This is a genomic window from Rhodoferax sp. OV413 (assembly GCF_900104385.1).
Classification (GTDB): domain Bacteria; phylum Pseudomonadota; class Gammaproteobacteria; order Burkholderiales; family Burkholderiaceae_C; genus Rhodoferax_B.
Map to the genome: position 1 here is coordinate 103,964 of NZ_FNJA01000002.1, position 15,427 is coordinate 119,390.

At 63.2% G+C, this 15,427-nt stretch carries 14 protein-coding genes; 10 read left to right on the forward strand and 4 right to left on the reverse strand.

Going from position 1 to position 15,427, the window contains the following annotated elements; genetic code table 11:
* Positions 1 to 61: 61 nt before the first annotated feature.
* Positions 62 to 973, forward strand: a complete 912-nt coding sequence (locus BLT66_RS07915) for a LysR family transcriptional regulator (RefSeq protein WP_092757150.1) — start codon at positions 62 to 64, stop codon at positions 971 to 973.
* Here the strand turns inward: BLT66_RS07915 and BLT66_RS07920 are convergent.
* From BLT66_RS07920 to BLT66_RS07935, 4 genes are all read right to left on the reverse strand, one after another.
* Entirely contained in the window at positions 967 to 2,406 is a 1,440-nt protein-coding gene (locus BLT66_RS07920) for an aldehyde dehydrogenase family protein (RefSeq protein ID WP_092757151.1), read from the reverse strand. The genes BLT66_RS07915 and BLT66_RS07920 overlap by 7 nt on opposite strands.
* Positions 2,407 to 2,409: 3 nt before the next feature.
* Positions 2,410 to 2,763 carry a cupin domain-containing protein gene (locus tag BLT66_RS07925; RefSeq protein ID WP_092757152.1) on the reverse strand — a complete coding sequence of 118 codons (354 nt, stop codon included), beginning with the start codon at positions 2,761 to 2,763 and terminating at the stop codon, positions 2,410 to 2,412.
* A 163-nt stretch (positions 2,764 to 2,926) separates the two neighbouring features.
* On the reverse strand, positions 2,927 to 3,862 hold the full coding sequence (locus BLT66_RS07930; RefSeq protein ID WP_092757153.1) for a 2-hydroxyacid dehydrogenase: 936 nt from the start codon (positions 3,860 to 3,862) through the stop codon (positions 2,927 to 2,929).
* 10 nt (positions 3,863 to 3,872) lie between these two features.
* A complete protein-coding gene (locus BLT66_RS07935) occupies positions 3,873 to 4,751 on the reverse strand; it encodes a GNAT family N-acetyltransferase (RefSeq protein ID WP_092757154.1) in 879 nt (292 codons plus the stop codon).
* Between the two features lie 255 nt (positions 4,752 to 5,006).
* Here BLT66_RS07935 and BLT66_RS26410 point away from each other — a divergent pair, with 255 nt between their 5' ends.
* The 9 genes from BLT66_RS26410 (at position 5,007) to BLT66_RS07975 (ending at position 15,402) form a co-directional block, all read left to right on the forward strand.
* Positions 5,007 to 5,342 carry a hypothetical protein gene (locus tag BLT66_RS26410; RefSeq protein ID WP_143029166.1) on the forward strand — a complete coding sequence of 112 codons (336 nt, stop codon included), beginning with the start codon at positions 5,007 to 5,009 and terminating at the stop codon, positions 5,340 to 5,342.
* A gap of 89 nt (positions 5,343 to 5,431) precedes the next feature.
* Positions 5,432 to 6,097, forward strand: coding sequence for a haloacid dehalogenase type II (locus BLT66_RS07940; RefSeq protein ID WP_092757155.1), 666 nt, complete (start codon positions 5,432 to 5,434; stop codon positions 6,095 to 6,097).
* 33 nt (positions 6,098 to 6,130) lie between these two features.
* Positions 6,131 to 7,423: an NAD(P)/FAD-dependent oxidoreductase gene (locus BLT66_RS07945; protein WP_092757156.1), complete on the forward strand. Its 1,293-nt coding sequence runs from the start codon at positions 6,131 to 6,133 to the stop codon at positions 7,421 to 7,423.
* 67 nt (positions 7,424 to 7,490) lie between these two features.
* Positions 7,491 to 9,110: an ABC transporter substrate-binding protein gene (locus BLT66_RS07950; RefSeq protein ID WP_092757157.1), complete on the forward strand. Its 1,620-nt coding sequence runs from the start codon at positions 7,491 to 7,493 to the stop codon at positions 9,108 to 9,110.
* 129 nt (positions 9,111 to 9,239) lie between these two features.
* Positions 9,240 to 10,196: an ABC transporter permease gene (locus tag BLT66_RS07955; RefSeq protein WP_092757158.1), complete on the forward strand. Its 957-nt coding sequence runs from the start codon at positions 9,240 to 9,242 to the stop codon at positions 10,194 to 10,196.
* A 68-nt stretch (positions 10,197 to 10,264) separates the two neighbouring features.
* Positions 10,265 to 11,155 (forward strand): ABC transporter permease, encoded by an 891-nt coding sequence (locus BLT66_RS07960; protein ID WP_092757159.1) that lies wholly within the window; start codon positions 10,265 to 10,267, stop codon positions 11,153 to 11,155.
* On the forward strand, positions 11,155 to 12,774 hold the full coding sequence (locus BLT66_RS07965; protein WP_092757160.1) for an ABC transporter ATP-binding protein: 1,620 nt from the start codon (positions 11,155 to 11,157) through the stop codon (positions 12,772 to 12,774). Before BLT66_RS07960 ends, BLT66_RS07965 begins: the two co-directional genes overlap by 1 nt.
* A 43-nt stretch (positions 12,775 to 12,817) precedes the next feature.
* On the forward strand, positions 12,818 to 13,906 hold the full coding sequence (locus BLT66_RS07970) for a tartrate dehydrogenase (RefSeq protein WP_092757832.1): 1,089 nt from the start codon (positions 12,818 to 12,820) through the stop codon (positions 13,904 to 13,906).
* Positions 13,907 to 13,926: 20 nt separating this feature from the next.
* The gene (locus tag BLT66_RS07975) at positions 13,927 to 15,402 is read left to right on the forward strand and encodes an NAD-dependent succinate-semialdehyde dehydrogenase (protein ID WP_092757161.1); all 1,476 of its coding nucleotides are present in this window, start codon (positions 13,927 to 13,929) and stop codon (positions 15,400 to 15,402) included.
* Positions 15,403 to 15,427: the final 25 nt, after the last annotated feature.

Consider the following 15,427-nt stretch of genomic DNA (forward strand, 5'->3'; position numbering starts at 1 on the left):
GTTTACCATCGGATAAGTTTGCAATTTACGATTCGTGAATTTATAGATAAGCTTGGACTTAATGATTACGTCTGAAGACCTTGCTTTTTTTACCGTGCTGGCAGACTCCGCTTCGCTGGCCGAAGCAGCGCGCAAGCTCAATGTCACGCCGCCCGCCGTGTCCCAGCGGCTGCAGGCTTTGGAGCTGCGGGCCGGAGTCCGGTTGCTCGACCGCACGGGCCGCCGGTCCAGCCTGACGGACGAAGGAGCGCTTGTCGCGGCGCATGGACGGGTGGTGGCTGACACGATAGAAGCGCTCGCCGAAGCCTTGGGCGACCGAACCAGCAAGGTCAGCGGCCATCTGCGTGTCGCTGCTCCGCATGGATTTGGCAGACTTCACGTGGCATCGGTGGTGGAGGCCTTCGCGTGCATGCATGAAGGCGTGAGCATCTCGCTGGAACTCTCCGACCACCCCAGTGCGCAGCTGATCGAAAGCTGCGATGTGGTGGTCCATATTGGGCCGGCGGGCCCGCCGAACCAAATAATGACCACACTGGCGCCGAACCGGCGCATTCTTTGCGCCAGCCCGGCTTATCTGGAACGTGCTGAGCCTGTTGCCGAGCCCGGCGACCTCGCCCGACACCGCTGCCTGGTGGTGCGGGAGAACAACGAAGACGTCACGCTCTGGCGCTTCAGTGCAGCCAGGCGGGGTGCCGTGACGGTACGTATCAACCCGGTGATGTCGAGCAACGACGGCGCGGTTGTCCGCGACTGGGCTTTGTCTGGTATGGGTATTGCCATCCGTTCGGAATGGAACGTCGCCGATGACATCGCGCAAGGCCGTTTGTGCGCTGTTCTGCCGGAATGGGAAGCGCCTGCCGCCGATGTTGTGGCCATGCTGGGCTCGCGGCATGGCCGCAGCGCGAGGACTACCGCCTTCCTCACGATGCTGCGGCAAGCGCTCAACCCGGCGCCTTGGCGGCGCCATCAGTAGCCAATGATGGCCTTGGTCTCGAGGTATTCCTCCAGACCATGGACGCCATATTCGCGGCCATTGCCCGAGCGCTTGTAGCCGCCGAACGGCGCGTGGCCGTTCCATGCCGGATAGTTGATATGCACCTGCCCAGCGCGGATGCGGCCCGCAACGCGTCGTGCACGCTCCGGGTCGCTCGACTGCAGGTGTGCACCTAGACCGTAAACCGTGTCGTTGGCGAGGGCGATGGCTTCCGCCTCGTCCTGGTAAGGCATGATCACCAGCACCGGGCCGAAAATTTCCTCTTGTGCCACCCGCATGGAGGGCGTCACGTTGGAGAACACCGTTGGCCGCACGAAGAAGCCGTGCTCCAACCCGGCTGGCCGGCCCAGCCCGCCGCAGAGCAACTTGGCCCCTTCGTCGATGCCGGCCGCTATCATGGTCTGTACCCGGGCGAATTGCGCGGCATTGGCGATTGGGCCCATGGTGGTCTTTTCATCGCGTGGATCGCCTACCTGGATACTGGCCACAGCCGCCAGCGCCAAGGCTTCCACTTCGGCCAGGCGCGACACCGGCACCAGCATTCGCGTCGGAGCGCTGCACGACTGGCCTACGTTGCGCATGCCCGCCAGCACCCCTTTGGCGACGCCGTTTGCAAAGTCCGCATCGTCGAGGAAAACATTCGGCGATTTACCGCCCAGCTCTTGCACCACACGTTTGACCGTCACGGCGGCGGCTTGCGCCACCAGCACGCCCGCGCGGGTCGAGCCGGTGATGGAGACCATGTCGACCTCCGGGTGCGACGCCAGCGCCGCGCCAACGACCTCTCCGGTGCCGCCGACGAGGTTGAACACACCGGCAGGTACGCCGGCGTCGTGCATCACCTGTGCAAAGAGCTGCGCGCTATAAGGCGAAAGCTCGCTGGGCTTGAGGACCACGGTGCACCCGGCCGCGATCGCTGGCGCGACCTTGGCGGTGATCTGGTACAGCGGCCAATTCCATGGGGTAATGAGTGCACAGACACCGATGGGTTCTTTCGCCGTCGCGGTGCCACCGTCGCGTGAAAGAAAGGCATAGCGCCGCAACACTTCCATCTGCACGCGAACGTGCTCGATGCCATAAGGCACATGGGCAGCGCGGGCGAAACCGATCGCGGCGCCCATTTCGTTGACGATGGCCTGCGCGAACAGCTCCGAGCGTTCCTCGAGCAGCGCCAGGATGCGGCCTAGCAGGGCAATCCGATCCTCCACCGTGCTGCGCGAAAAAGTCTCGAAGGCGCGTCGGGCAGCGGCTACGGCGAGATTGACATCGGCCGACGAACCGGCTGCGATATGCCCGGTGATGTGTTCGAAGAATGGATCAACGACGGGAATCTGCTGAGCGCCGGACCGGTCTTGCCACTGGCCGTCAATGTAGAGCCGAGAGTCGTTCTGGGGGTGGTGGTGTGCTGCCATGGTCTAGGCCATGACCCACACTTTGCGTACCGTTTCAATGGTGCGCCAGGTTCCGATGTAGCCAGGCTTCATGATGAAACAGTCGCCCGCCTTGTAGGTCACCGGCGCTTGTCCAGCCTCAGTAATCTCTACCACGCCAGACAGGATCAGGCAGAACTCCCAGGTCTCTCCCTTGATGGAGTGGTTGAGCCCGACCGTCGACTCGAACACGCCGGCACGCACCTGGCCATCCTTGGCGCTGTCCACATCCCAGTTGCGGCAGACGATGTCGCCTTCGATCACACGGTCTGCTGGTGGCCGGTATTCGCGTGGTTCGCCGAGCTGGTCGAGGTTGAAAGAGACGAGAAGTTTTGACATGGAAGAGGCCTTATCCAAAGTTGCTTGCTTGATGCCTCTATGCTAGGGCGGGCGTTGCTGCGTGGGTGCCGAAGCAGGTGCCGCCAACGGCGGGAAATTGGCGATTCACAGCCTCTTGCAGCGCAATCTGCCGGCATGGTTGGCAGGCATTCTGTGGAGTCTCTTAGTAACCTCGGACGCGGTCCACGAGCCCGACCATAGGCTCGCCGCTTTCGAAGTTGCGCAGGTTGTCCAGCACCACGCGCGCCGCGCTTAGTGGATGCGTCATGCTCGCAATGTGCGGCGTCAGCGCGATATGCGCATGCGACCAAAAAGGATGGCCGGCCGGCAGCGGTTCGGGGTCGGTGACGTCAAGGATGGCGTCACCGATCTGACCTGCATCGAGGGCTGCCAGCAGGTCGGTATCGACCAATTGGGGGCCACGTCCGACATGTACGAGGCCGGCCCCTCTGGGCAACTGCCCAAAGAGCTTCGCATTGAGAAATCCGCGTGTTGCCTCGGTTAGTGGCAGCAAACAAATAAGGATCTCGGTGCTTGCCAAGAAGTCAGCCAAGCCTTCGTTGCCTGAGTGGCACCGCACACCTTCGATGTGGTGCTGTGAACGGCTCCAGCCCGCGCAGTCAAAACCCATGGCCTTCAACTGCATCAGCACGGCTTGTCCGAGTGAGCCCAGGCCGAGTACCCCTACGCGGCGGTCAGCCGCAAGCTTGGCCTGCCGCGGTTGCCATTCGGCGCGGTGCTGCTGGCGACGGTACTGCGGCATGTCTCGGTGCAGGTCAAGCACGGCGTGGGTTACGTATTCCACCATGCCGCTGACGATGCCTGGCTCTACCATGCGGACCACGGGCAGGTTCGCCGGCAGCGCATTGAAGTCAAATTGGTCTACGCCCGCGCCCGAGGAGAACAGCACCTGCAGCTTGGGAAAGCGGCTGGCGATGTCGTCGGGAGGCACCCAGGCCGCTAGGAAGCGTACGCGTTCCGGGTCGCCGACGTCAGGCCATATGCGAAAGTCTATGTGGGGGGCTTGCTCACGGAAAACCTCCGCCCATAGTCGGCCGCGCACTGGGTCCGACTTGTAGACAAAACAGAACTCATGCATCGCTCCGCCCTCAACCAATAGCCTGTGTGGTGATGGCAAAAAGTGCAGGGCCGCTGTCGGGATAGGCCAGTGGTTTGCCCCGCACCATGGTTGTCGGCGCATCGACCTCCGCCAGGCCGATAGTGGCCAACCAGTCGCCCAGGCCCGCAGTTGCATCCACGTCGATACGCGTGAAGTGGCCGGCGTTCTGTCCGGCCAGGTGGGCGATCAGTGCCTTGGCCCCTTCAACGTCGGGTGCGACCACCGGCCCGATGACGTGGCCGCGGCCGAAGCGGCGCAGCATGGCGAAACCGCGCGGCGTTTGTTCATGGTCCAGCACTACGCAGGCTTCCGCGCTGGCCAGGAGAGTTTCGATCAATGCAGGGCGAGGCATTCCACGTGCTGCCGCATCCAGCGACTGCAAGGCGGCCAGCTCGTTCAGGCCCGCAGGCCGCATGCGCCAGCCGGGCGGTTGCGCGATCAGGGGAGTGGGGGTGGCAATGCCTTGGTGCTGCCGCACGCCGCCCGTCACTTCGAAGCCCAGATTTTCATACAGCGGGCGACCCGCCTCGGTGGCCTGCAGCAGCACGGTGTGATCATCCAGGCCCTCGAGCAAGGCATCCATGAGTTGGCGGCCAATGCCGCGGCCCTGGTGTGCCGGGCTCACAATAATCAAGCCCACGGACGCGTGCTGCTTGCCCCAGCGCCAGCGCAGCCCGGTACCTACGATCTGGCCAGCTTGCTCCGCCACCGTGCCTTCGGCATGTGCAAATACCTGCGCCCAGTCGGTCGGTCGGTGCGGCCAGCGAAGTTCGGCTGACAAGGCGTGGGCTTGTTCGATGTCGTCGGCAGTCATCGCTCTGAAAACCACACGGTCCTGGGAGATGTCGGAAGGGGAGGAAGAAGGCATTCGGGAAATCTCTCTTGCGAACATATGAATAGAGCTAATGTTGGCCCACATTGCCCCACTGCGCCAGCCCAAAAATGCGGGTTGCAATAACTCGCAAGCATCTCCTGTCAAGGTGCCCGGCTTTGCAATTCGCTGCCGCCGCGGCTCCGGATACGCACACAAATGCTGCGGCTTGTTGCCTAGTATCCGGTCTTGCTTGGCAGTCTTTCACCAGACTGGCATCTCTTGTCATATACCCACCCGACAACTATCGCCATGTCCCCACTCGACCGGCTCTGTATCCATTCGTCTTCTGGTCATGCCATTGGGGTCGATGCTGGTGGTTTACAGGGGAGCGCCCCCACAACGCAGAAGAACATTTTTGGCGCTTTACTGGCGCAATATTTCCTTGTGGACGAAGACCGTCAGGGCCAAATCGCTGAGATTCCGTTGCGCTTCAAAAGCGTGCTGATCGACTTCGCCGCCGAACACTTAGGTGCACGCCGCACGCATGCGGTGCGAACCGCACGCTATGCCGCGGCTCCCACTTCAAACCGCAGCTTGGGGCTAAAACGGCGCCGATTTCCATACAACCCTTGCGAGGCTACGTGATTCAATTAGTTCACATCAAGACGTCGCAGAAATAGGTTAGGAAGCGGCCCGCTCCCGGTCGGCAACCGGCACATCAAGGATCAGAGACCATGGCTTTTCGTCCCAAGTACATCACCTTCGATTGCTACGGCACGCTCACGCGTTTTCGTATGGCCGAGATGTCCCGTGTCATTTTTGCGGACCGCATTCCAGCCGATCGGATGGAGCAGTTCATTGCAGACTTCACAAGCTATCGATTTGACGAAGTGCTGGGCGACTGGAAGCCTTACGAAACGGTGCTGAAGAACGCTGTGCGCCGCCTTTGCAAGGTCTGGAAGATCCAATACCTGGACAGCGATGCACAGCAGTACTACGACGCCGTGCCCACCTGGGGCCCGCATGAAGACGTGGCCGCCGGCCTATCTAAGATCGCGCATGAAATCCCGCTGGTGATTATTTCCAATGCAGCCGATGCACAGATCCAGAAAAACGTCGCCATGCTGGGTGCGCCGTTTCACCGTGTCTACACCGCTGAGCAAGCACAGGCTTACAAGCCGCGTCTGCGCGCCTTCGAGTTCATGCTCGACTCGCTGGGCTGCAACCCTGAAGACGTGCTGCATGTCTCCTCCAGTCTGCGCTACGACCTGATGTCGGCTGCCGACATAGGCATCGTCAACAAGGTCTTTGTGAACCGTGGCCACGGCCCCGGCAATCCAGCCTACGGCTACACCGAGATACAGGACATTGGCGGTCTGCCGGGCGTCGTTGGTCTTTGATCTCGCAAGCATTTTCATACTGACGCCCACGCCATGAAGCTCGATTCCTACTGGACCGATTCGGCCCCTGCTTTCCGACCCGCTGCACGTGAACTGCCGGCGCAGGTGGATGTGGCCGTGGTGGGCGCCGGCTTCACCGGACTGTCTGCGGGTTTGGCGCTGGCCCGTCAAGGTGCCAGGGTGGTCGTACTGGAGGCGGGGGAGCGTGTGGCGGCCGAGGCCTCGGGGCGCAACGGCGGCCATGTCAACAACGGTCTGGCGATGGACTACGCCGAGGTTGCCGCCAAGGTCGGCGTGGCGCAGGCCCGGGCCTGGTACCACGCTTACGACGATGCAGTGGACACGGTGGCCCGCATCGTTACCAACGAAGCCATCGACTGCGACTTCATGCGCCACGGCAAGCTCAAGATGGCCACACGGCCGCAGCAGATGGCCGCGTTGCAACGCAGTGCGCAGCGGCTGATCGACGATGGCGTCGACAGCGACGTGGAAATCCTGGACGCAGCCCGCGTCGCCAACGAAGTGCAGAGCGAACGCTTTCACGGCGGCCTGCTCTACAAACGCAGCGCACAGATGCACATGGGCCGCTTTGCAGCGGGCCTGGCTGGTGCGGCAGAACGTGCGGGTGCACAAATCCATACCGCGACCGCTGTGCAGCGGCTGTCCCGCATCGGCAAGGGCCACGCCCACACACTGCAGATTGCGCGCGGCCCAATCACGGCCAAACAAGTGCTGCTGGCCACCGGTGCTTCGCGCCATGGCGGTTATGGCAGCTTTGGCTGGCTACGCCGGCGCATTGTGCCCATTGGCAGCTTCATCGTCGTCACCGAGCCGCTGGGCGAAGCGCGCGCACGTGCCATGCTGACTGAGCGCCGCACCTACACCACGGTGGCGAACATCCACCACTACTTTCGACTCACGGCCGACTACCGGCTGGTCTTTGGCGGGCGCGCGCGTTTTGCCATTTCCAGCCCGCAATCGGACGCGGCCAGCGGTGAAATTCTGCGCGCAGGCCTGGCAGAAACCTTCCCGCAGCTCGGCAAGGTGCGCTTGGACTACTGCTGGGGCGGTCTTGTCGATATGACCCAGGACCGTTTGCCGCATGCGGGCGAGCGTGATGGCCTCTACTACGCCACCGGCTACAGCGGCCACGGAACCCAAATGTCCGTGCACATGGGTGAGCGTATGGCCGAGGTGATGGCTGGCAACACTGCAGCCAATCCCTGGCAGGGCCGGAGTTGGCCTGCCATACCTGGGCATTTCGGTGCCCCATGGTTCCTGCCAGCGGTAGGTATGTACTACCGCCTCAAGGACAAACTGGCCTGACGCCAGCGTTTTCAGTTTCCCTTCAACCTTCCCCCACCACCAACAGGTCTACCAGGAGTACACCACCATGAGCGACAGCAGCAACAAGTTCGACAGCCTTGTCCATCCCGCAGACAGCGTCCGCGTCATGGAGTCATTGCGTCGCGGCGCCTCGCGCCGCGACGTGCTCGCCATGCTCATGGCGGGCGGCATGCAGGCGACGCTGGCAGGCGGCGCAGCCACCTTCGCGATGTCGGCCCATGCGCAGACACCGCGCAAGGGCGGGCGTATCCGTGTTTCTGGTCAACAGACTGCAGCCACCGACACGCTGGATCCGGCCAAACAGTCCAACCAGGCCGACTACTGCCGCAGCACCATGCTCTTCAATGGCCTGACGGTGCTCGACGCCAGCCTGACTCCGCAGCCGGCACTGGCTGAGTCCTTCACCACCCGCGACGCCAAGACCTGGGTCTTCACGCTGCGCAAGGGCGTCACGTTCCACGACGGTAAGGCCCTGTCGCCCGCGGACGTCGTGTATTCGGTGATGCGCATCAAAGATCCGGCCACGGCATCCAAGGCCAAGGTTCTGGCCGACCAGATCGAAAGTGTGAAGGCCACCGGCCCTAACGAGGTCACGATCGTGCTGACGGCGGCGAACGCCGATCTACCAACCATCGTCGCCACCTTCCACTTCCACATCGTCAAAGATGGCACGACCGACTTCACCGCGGCCATCGGCACCGGCCCTTACAAGCTCAAGGAGTTCAAGCCAGGCATACGCTCCATCGTGGTCCGCAATGAAGCCTACTGGAAGCCAGGCAGGCCTTACCTCGACGAGATCGAATTCGTCGGCATCGGCGATGAAAGCGCCCGCCTCAACGCGCTGCTGTCCGGCGGCATGGACCTGATCAACGGCATCAATCCGCGCTCCGTCGCGCGGGTAAAAGGCACACCGGGCTACAACATCCTGGTATCGCAGTCCGGTCAATACACCGACCTGATCATGCGCCGCGATCTCGGCCCGGGCAGCAACCCCGACTTCGCCATGGCCATGAAGTACATGCTTGACCGCGAGCAGATGAAAAAGACCATTGCACTGGACTATGCGACGGTCGGCAACGACCAGCCTGTCGACCCGACCAACCGCTTCTACTTCGCAGGCCTGCCGCAGCGCACGATGGACCTGGACAAAGCCAAGTTCCACCTGCAGAAATCGGGCTTGACCGGAAAAATCCCTGTCGTGACTTCGCCAGCTGCCACCTACTCCACGGAGATCGCGCTGCTGATGCAGGAAACCGGTCAACGTATCGGCCTTGACCTGGACGTCAAGCGTATGCCGGCAGACGGTTATTGGTCCAACCATTGGCTCAACAGCCCCGTAGGCTTTGGCAACGTCAACACCCGGCCGAGCATCGACACTCTGATGACGCAGTTCTTCCAGTCCGATGCGCAGTGGAATGAGTCGCGCTGGAAGAACCCCAAATTCGACCAGTTGCTGCTGGCTTCGCGGGCCGAAACCGACCAGGCAAAGCGCAAACAACAGTACGCCGACATGCAGACCATGATCCACCAGGAATCCGGCATCGGTATTCCGATGTTCATTGCCAGCATCGACGGCTACAGTTCCAAGGTCAAGGGCCTGGAAGCCAGGCCGCTGGGTGGGTTGATGGGCTTCTCGTTTGCGGAGAACATCTGGCTGGAGGCATAAACGTTTTGACCCCAGTTCGCGTTGTCGCGTGATAGCGTGAATAGCCACCGGCCTGTCCGCCCTGCACAGTGCGCCCGCTTCTTGCGAGCGCTGTGTGTGCGGCAGGTTGTCGCCACCTGAAAGATTGAAATGAACGCCCTGATCCTCAAGCTTCTTGGCCACCGTGTCGCCATTGGACTGCTTTCGTTATTGGCCGTGTCAGCGCTGGTCTTTGCGATCACCGCCGTGCTGCCGGGCGATGCAGCACAAGAGCAGCTGGGCCAGGAGGCCACACCCGAGGCTTTGGCCGCGCTGCGTAAGCAAATGGGGTTGGACGTAGCCGCGCCACTGCGCTACCTCCATTGGTTGGGAGGTGTCGCCAAGGGTGACCTGGGCCACTCAGCGACCACCAGCATGCCGGTGAGTGAGCTGGTGGCCAGCCGCTTGCCCAATTCGCTGCTGCTGGCCGCTGTGACGGCGCTATTTTCCGTCCCCATCGCACTGGCGCTGGGCATATCTTCAGCGGTGTGGCGTGGCTCGTGGTTCGACCGCCTCGCCTCCACGACGGCCGTGGGCGTGGTGTCGGTACCCGAGTTCCTGGTCGCCACGCTGGCGGTACTGGTGTTCGCGGTCAAGCTGCGCTGGCTGCCCGCACTTTCCTATGCGAGCGACATCGAATCCATCGGCCAGATGCTGCGTGCCTTTGCGATGCCGGTACTCAGCCTGTGCTGCGTGATCATCGCGCAGATGATGCGCATGACCCGCGCTGCGGTCATTGACCAGCTGGAAGCTCCCTACATCGAGATGGTGCGGCTCAAGGGCGCATCGCCGCTGCGTACGGTGATGGCCCACGCACTGCCCAATGCCATCGGCCCTATCGCCAATGCCGTGGCGTTCAGCCTGTCCTACCTGCTGGGCGGCGTGATCATCATCGAAACCATTTTCAACTATCCCGGTATTGCCAAGCTGATGGTGGATGCCGTCACGCAGCGCGACATGCCGCTGGTGCAGGCCTGCACCATGATCTTCTGCGCCGGCTACCTGATCCTGGTGACTCTGGCTGATGTCTGCGGCATCGTCGCCAACCCGCGCCTGCGCCACCGCTGAGATGTTTACGCCTGGTTCCCGCAGCTCCACCACGTCCTTTCCACGCCCCACAACATAAGCGATACCCCATGGAACCTGTTTCGCAAACCCTGACCACCCCCGCGGTGGTCGCACCGCGCGGCGTCTGTAGGCGCTGGCTATCGGGATTCGGTATGTCCGGCCTGGTGGGCCTGGCCGTGCTGGCCTTCTGGATCATCGCCGCGCTGTTCGGCCCGGCGATGCTGTCGCCCGCGCTGTCGGGCTCGGGCAGCAATGCCGTGTTCGCCCCCATCAGTGCGGTGCACTGGATGGGCACGGACTACCTCGGCCGTGACATGCTGGGGCGTGTCATCAATGGCGCCCGTTATACCGTGGGTGTCGCACTCATTGCTACCTTGATTGCCAGCGGCACCGGTACCGTGCTGGCCCTGCTGGCCGCCAGTGGCAGCCAGGCGCTCGACACGATGCTCAGCCGCGGCCTCGACACGCTGACGGCTATCCCCAGCAAGATGTTCGCGCTCATCATGGTGGCGGGCTTCGGTTCCTCGGTGGCCATGCTGGTGGCTACGGCCGCCATCATCTACATCCCGGGTGCCTTCCGCATCGCCCGTTCACTGGCGGTCAATATCAATGCACTCGACTATGTCGTGGTAGCGCGGACACGCGGCGAAGGTACGCTGTACATCATGCTGCGTGAAATTCTGCCCAATATCCTGGGCCCCATGCTGTCCGACCTCGGCCTGCGCTTCGTCTACGTCGTGCTGCTGCTGGCCGGCCTGAGTTTCCTGGGCCTGGGCATCCAGCCGCCTTCTGCCGATTGGGGCTCGCTGGTACGAGAGAACATCGGCGCATTGCCCGACGCAGGCGCCTCCGTGATCGTTCCGGCCCTGGCTATCGCCAGCCTGACCATCTCGGTCAATCTGGTCATCGACAACCTGCCGGGCCGCGCCGCCCGCGAACGCCGCCGGGGAGCACACTGATGGGCGCACCAGTCATCGTAAAAGGCCTGCACATCACCGCAGGCGGCCAGACCCTGGTCGACCATCTGAGCTTCGCCATCCAGCCCGGCGAAGTGCTCGCCCTGATTGGTGAATCCGGTTCCGGCAAAACCACTACCGCGCTGGCGTTAATGGGCCATGCACGCAATGGCTGCACGATTGCCAGCGGTAGCGTGCGCATCGGCGATGTGGACGTGCTGACGCTGGACCCCGCCGGGCAACGCGCATTGCGTGGGCGCCGCGTGTCCTACATCGCACAGAGCGCGGCAGCATCCTTCAACCCCTCGCGCACGCTGATGGACCAGGTGGTAGAGCCAACGCTTATCCATGGGCTTATGAAGCGCCCTGAAGCCGAAGCCAAGGCCGTAGCGCTCTTCACAGAGCTGGCACTGCCCAATCCAGAGACCATTGGTGACCGTTATCCGCACCAGGTTTCCGGCGGCCAGCTGCAGCGCGTGATGGCAGCCATGGCACTGATCACCGATCCGGACCTGGTCATCCTCGACGAACCCACCACGGCACTTGACGTCACCACCCAGCTCGAAGTGCTGCGCGCCTTCCGCCGCGTGGTGCGCGAACGCCGCGCCACGGCGGTGTACGTCAGCCACGATCTGGCAGTAGTAGCCCAAATGGCCGACCACATCCTGGTGCTGCGCAACGGACAGATGCAGGAAATCAACGCGACGGAACAGATACTTAGCCAGCCGGCCCAGCCTTACACGCAAAGCTTGCTGGCCGCCGCGCGCCCGGCACCGCGTGTGTCGCCGCAAGGTTGCGGCAGTGAACTGCTGCTCGACATCCACGACCTCTCGGCTGGCTATGGGCCCACCGACCTAAAGGGCCAGCCTGAAAAGCTGATCCTGCAGAACATTGACCTCAAGCTGTACCGCGGCCAGGCCATCGGCGTGATCGGCGAATCGGGCTCTGGCAAGACCACCTTGGCGCGCGCCGTAGCCGGGCTGATCAAACCCTGCGGCGGCGGCATCATCTTCAAGAACAGCGAACTGGCGCCTACGCTGGCCGAACGCAGCAAGGAACAGCTGCGCCAGATCCAGATCGTGTTCCAGATGGCCGATACGGCGCTCAATCCGTCGCAGACCATCGAGGCCATCCTGGCGCGGCCTCTGGTCTTCTACAAAGGCCTGCGCGGACCGGCACTGCAGAAGCGCATCCGCGAGCTGTTGGACCTGGTCAAGCTGCCGCATACCGTGGCCTCGCGCCTGCCGGGCGGTCTTTCGGGTGGACAAAAGCAGCGCGTGAACCTGGCGCGCGCTCTGGCAGCCGACCCCGATCTGATCCTGTGCGACGAAGTCACCTCGGCGCTCGATACCGTTGTGGGCGCCGCCGTGCTGGACCTGATCGCCGAGCTGCGGCGGGAACTTGGCGTGTCTTATCTCTTCATCAGCCACGACCTGCATACCGTGCGTGCCGTCTGCGATGAAATCGTCGTCATGAAGGACGGCCACAAGCTCGCGCAAGTCGCCCGTGCCGACTATGACCGCGGCCCGCACCACCCTTACTACGAGTTGCTGGAGCGCTCGGTGCCCGAACTTCGCCGCGGTTGGCTCGACGAGATGGACACCCGGCGGGCCGTAGCCTGAAACACGCGACAAGCCCCATGTTTGACAAGGAATACCCATGGATATGACCCCCACTTTCCGTATCGCACTCATTGCCGGCGACGGCATCGGCAAGGAAGTGCTGCCAGAAGGCCTGCGCGTAGTGCAGGCTGCCGCTGAACGCTTTGGCTTCGAACTCGAATGCCGCACCATGGACTGGGCCAGCTGCGACTACTACCTGGCCTACGGCCAGATGATGCCGGACGATTGGAAGGAACAGCTGAAGGGCGTAGACGCCATCTTCTTCGGTGCTGTCGGCTGGCCGGCCACCGTGCCCGACCATGTGTCGCTCTGGGGCTCGCTGCTGAAGTTCCGTCGCGAATTCGACCAGTACATCAACCTGCGCCCGGTGCGCCTGTTCGAAGGCGTGCCCTGCCCGCTGGCCGGCCGCAAGCCCGGTGACATCGACTACTACGTGGTGCGTGAAAACACCGAGGGCGAATACACCTCGCTGGGCGGCATCATGTACGAGGGTACGGACCGCGAAATCGTGATCCAGGAGTCGATCTACTCCCGCAGGGGCGCCGACCGCCTGCTACGCTTCGCTTTCGACCTGGCCCAAAGCCGGCCGCGCAAGCATGTCACCCTGGCCACCAAATCCAACGGTATTGCCATCAGCATGCCCTGGTGGGACAAGCGCGCCGACGTGGTGGCGCAGGACTACCCCGAGGTGGTGCTGGACAAGCAACACATCGACATCCTGACCGCGCGTTTTGTGCTGCAGCCAAACCGCTTCGACGTGGTGGCGGCCACCAATCTGTTCGGCGATATCTTGTCCGACCTGGGCCCGGCCACCACCGGCACTATCGGCTTGGCGCCCTCGGCGAATCTGAATCCCGAGCGCCATTTCCCCTCGCTGTTCGAGCCGGTACACGGCTCGGCGCCCGACATCTACGGCAAGAACATCGCCAACCCGATTGCCATGATCTGGTCCGGCGCACTGATGCTCGATTTCCTGACCCGCGGCGAAGGTATCGGCCGTGCTGCGCACGACGCCATCGTGCAAGCCATCGAAGCCGTGCTGCGCGACGGCCCACGCACGCCCGATCTGGGCGGTACGGCATCGACCACCGATGTCGGTATCGCCATTGCAGAACGTGTAGCTGCCGCCTGAAACATCCTTCCGAGCCAACCATGCCACTGACCCTCCAACGCCAGAATCTCTTGCCCGGACAACACTTCATCGCCGGTGAATGGCGCGATGCCAGCGACGCCCGTCGCCTGGACGTGACCGACCCGGCGACCAATGCCGTGTTTGCCAGCGTGCCCGATGGCACGGCAGCCGATGCCCGCGCCGCAGTCGAAGCCGCCCACGCCGCCTTCGACAGCTGGCGCAAGGTGCCGGCCAAGCAGCGCGCGCAAACCATCAAGCGCTGGAACGATCTGATCGTCGCCCACCAGGAAGACCTGGGCCGGTTGATCTCGCGCGAGCAGGGTAAACCGCTGGCCGAGGGCAAGGGCGAAGTGCTCTACGCCGCCAGCTACGTCGAATGGTTCGCCGAAGAAGCCACGCGCATCAGCGGCGACATCATCGCCGCGCCGGTGCCGGGCCGGCGCATGTTTGCCTTCAAGGAACCGGTGGGCGTGATTGCCGCCATCACGCCCTGGAACTTCCCTGCCGCCATGATCGCGCGCAAGATCGCGCCGGCGCTGGCCGCGGGCTGTACCGTGGTCTGCAAGCCGGCCGAAGACACACCGCTGACTTCGCTGGCGCTGGTCAAGCTGGCCGAGGAAGCCGGTGTGCCGCCGGGCGTGCTGAACATCGTTACCGCTTCACGCGAACGCACACCCGAGGTGGTGGACGTATGGCTCGACGACCCGCGTGTGCGCAAGATCACCTTCACCGGCTCCACGCCGGTGGGCAAGCACCTGGCCCGTCGCTCGGCCGACACGCTGAAGAAGCTGTCGCTGGAGCTGGGTGGCAATGCGCCCTTCATCGTGTTTGACGATGCCGATGTGGACGCTGCCGTCGAAGGCCTGATGGTGTCCAAGTTCCGCAACGGCGGCCAGACCTGCGTCTGCCCGAACCGCATCTACGTGCAGGCCGGTGTGCACGACCAATTTGTGGCCAAGCTGGCGGCGCGTGTCGGTGCCCTGGTGGTTGGCCCGGCCACCGATCCGGCTTCGCAGATCGGCCCCATGATCAATGCCCGTGCCGTGGAGAAGATCGAACGCCATGTGCAGGACGCCGTGGCCGGCGGCGCCCGCGTGGTGGCCGGCGGCACCCGCCTGCCTGCGCTGGGGGCCAACTACTTCGCGCCCACGGTGCTGGCGGATGCGAACGCCAGCATGGCCTGCTCGTGCGAGGAAACCTTTGGCCCGGTGGCCCCGGTCACGCGCTTCGAGACCGAGGCAGAGGTCATCCTGGCCGCTAACGCCACGCCCTTCGGGCTGGCCGCGTATTTCTATTCGAACGACGTGCGCCGCATCTGGCGGTTGGCCGATGCGCTGGAGTCCGGCATTGTCGGCATCAATGAAGGTGCCTTGGCTGCGGAGGCGGCCCCCTTTGGTGGTGTCAAGGATTCGGGCTATGGGCGTGAGGGCTCGACCCATGGCCTGGACGAATACATGCACTTCAAGTACGTCTGCCAAGGGTCTTTGTCGGCTTAGCCGGCCGTTGCAAGAGCGCCAGCGG

What these genes read in the sequence shown, in the direction of transcription:
- BLT66_RS07935 (WP_092757154.1), bottom strand. Translation starts at nt 4,751, where the DNA reads ATGCCTTCTTCCTCCCCTTCCGACATCTCCCAGGACCGTGTGGTTTTC.
- BLT66_RS07915 (WP_092757150.1), top strand. Translation starts at nt 62, where the DNA reads ATGATTACGTCTGAAGACCTTGCTTTTTTTACCGTGCTGGCAGACTCC.
- BLT66_RS26410 (WP_143029166.1), top strand. Translation starts at nt 5,007, where the DNA reads ATGTCCCCACTCGACCGGCTCTGTATCCATTCGTCTTCTGGTCATGCC.
- BLT66_RS07955 (WP_092757158.1), top strand. Translation starts at nt 9,240, where the DNA reads ATGAACGCCCTGATCCTCAAGCTTCTTGGCCACCGTGTCGCCATTGGA.
- BLT66_RS07940 (WP_092757155.1), top strand. Translation starts at nt 5,432, where the DNA reads ATGGCTTTTCGTCCCAAGTACATCACCTTCGATTGCTACGGCACGCTC.
- BLT66_RS07945 (WP_092757156.1), top strand. Translation starts at nt 6,131, where the DNA reads ATGAAGCTCGATTCCTACTGGACCGATTCGGCCCCTGCTTTCCGACCC.
- BLT66_RS07920 (WP_092757151.1), bottom strand. Translation starts at nt 2,406, where the DNA reads ATGGCAGCACACCACCACCCCCAGAACGACTCTCGGCTCTACATTGAC.
- BLT66_RS07970 (WP_092757832.1), top strand. Translation starts at nt 12,818, where the DNA reads ATGACCCCCACTTTCCGTATCGCACTCATTGCCGGCGACGGCATCGGC.
- BLT66_RS07950 (WP_092757157.1), top strand. Translation starts at nt 7,491, where the DNA reads ATGAGCGACAGCAGCAACAAGTTCGACAGCCTTGTCCATCCCGCAGAC.
- BLT66_RS07975 (WP_092757161.1), top strand. Translation starts at nt 13,927, where the DNA reads ATGCCACTGACCCTCCAACGCCAGAATCTCTTGCCCGGACAACACTTC.
- BLT66_RS07960 (WP_092757159.1), top strand. Translation starts at nt 10,265, where the DNA reads ATGGAACCTGTTTCGCAAACCCTGACCACCCCCGCGGTGGTCGCACCG.
- BLT66_RS07925 (WP_092757152.1), bottom strand. Translation starts at nt 2,763, where the DNA reads ATGTCAAAACTTCTCGTCTCTTTCAACCTCGACCAGCTCGGCGAACCA.
- BLT66_RS07965 (WP_092757160.1), top strand. Translation starts at nt 11,155, where the DNA reads ATGGGCGCACCAGTCATCGTAAAAGGCCTGCACATCACCGCAGGCGGC.
- BLT66_RS07930 (WP_092757153.1), bottom strand. Translation starts at nt 3,862, where the DNA reads ATGCATGAGTTCTGTTTTGTCTACAAGTCGGACCCAGTGCGCGGCCGA.